The following is a 1,069-nucleotide window of genomic DNA, read 5'->3' as shown; positions in this document are numbered from 1 at the left end:
TCCGGCGGACCACCCCCGCGTCGGCGGGGAGCACGATGGGGCGGGCGCAGGCCTCGCAGAGACCGGCGGACCACCCCCGCGTCGGCGGGGAGCACGGCAGGCCATCGGCGAAGTTGATCTGCCTGGCCGGACCACCCCCGCGTCGGCGGGGAGCACGCCGCCGGTGATCAGCTCCAGGAGCTCGACGGTGGACCACCCCCGCGTCGGCGGGGAGCACTCCCACAGCCAGGAGCCGACGTTGCCGACGATCGGACCACCCCCGCGTCGGCGGGGAGCACGCCGTCCACCGGCACGAGTGTGACCCCGGATGCGGACCACCCCCGCGTCGGCGGGGAGCACTTGCGGGCGGCCTTCTCGACAGCCGCCTCGAACGGACCACCCCCGCGTCGGCGGGGAGCACGAGCGACTCCCAAGTCGAGCTGAGTGCCCTGGCGGACCACCCCCGCGTCGGCGGGGAGCACGCCCACGCCCTGGCCCTCAGCGCCGCCGCCCTCGGACCACCCCCGCGTCGGCGGGGAGCACGCAGTAGGCGTCCCCGATCAGGCCCCAGGCGTCGGACCACCCCCGCGTCGGCGGGGAGCACAAGACGCCGGCCGCGGAGCAGGCCGACGCCAGCGGGGACCACCCCCGCGTCGGCGGGGAGCACAGGGCCGGCGTGCCCTGGATGATGTCGATGGACGGACCACCCCCGCGTCGGCGGGGAGCACCGATGACCACCGTGGCCCACCGGTCACCATCGCGGACCACCCCCGCGTCGGCGGGGAGCACTGGGTCAAGCCCGGTGACCCTGAGTTCGCGGACGGACCACCCCCGCGTCGGCGGGGAGCACTCGGGCGACCGGGGCATGAAGACTGACCGGCGCGGACCACCCCCGCGTCGGCGGGGAGCACGGCTCCTACGCCAACTGCGGCGCCTACAACAGCGGACCACCCCCGCGTCGGTGGGGAGCATTGTCAATGGCCTCGTAGTGCGGCTCTGATCCACTTCTTGTGGGGCGATGACAGCGCGTCACAAGGCCCTGGCAGGATCGTGGTTCGTGTGACTGCAGCGTTCTCTGGACGGCCTTCTC

1 CRISPR repeat array is annotated in these 1,069 nt (G+C 74.6%).

Annotated features, from left to right (window positions below):
• Positions 1 to 5: 5 nt before the first annotated feature.
• Positions 6 to 951: direct repeats of the CRISPR family, unit length 29 nt; unit sequence CGGACCACCCCCGCGTCGGCGGGGAGCAC.
• Between the last annotated feature and the right edge of the window lie 118 nt (positions 952 to 1,069).

It is taken from the genome of Streptomyces sp. NPDC097981 (assembly GCF_040302565.1).
Lineage (GTDB): Bacteria > Actinomycetota > Actinomycetes > Streptomycetales > Streptomycetaceae > Streptomyces.
This window is presented reverse-complemented; position numbering and strand designations above follow the sequence as displayed.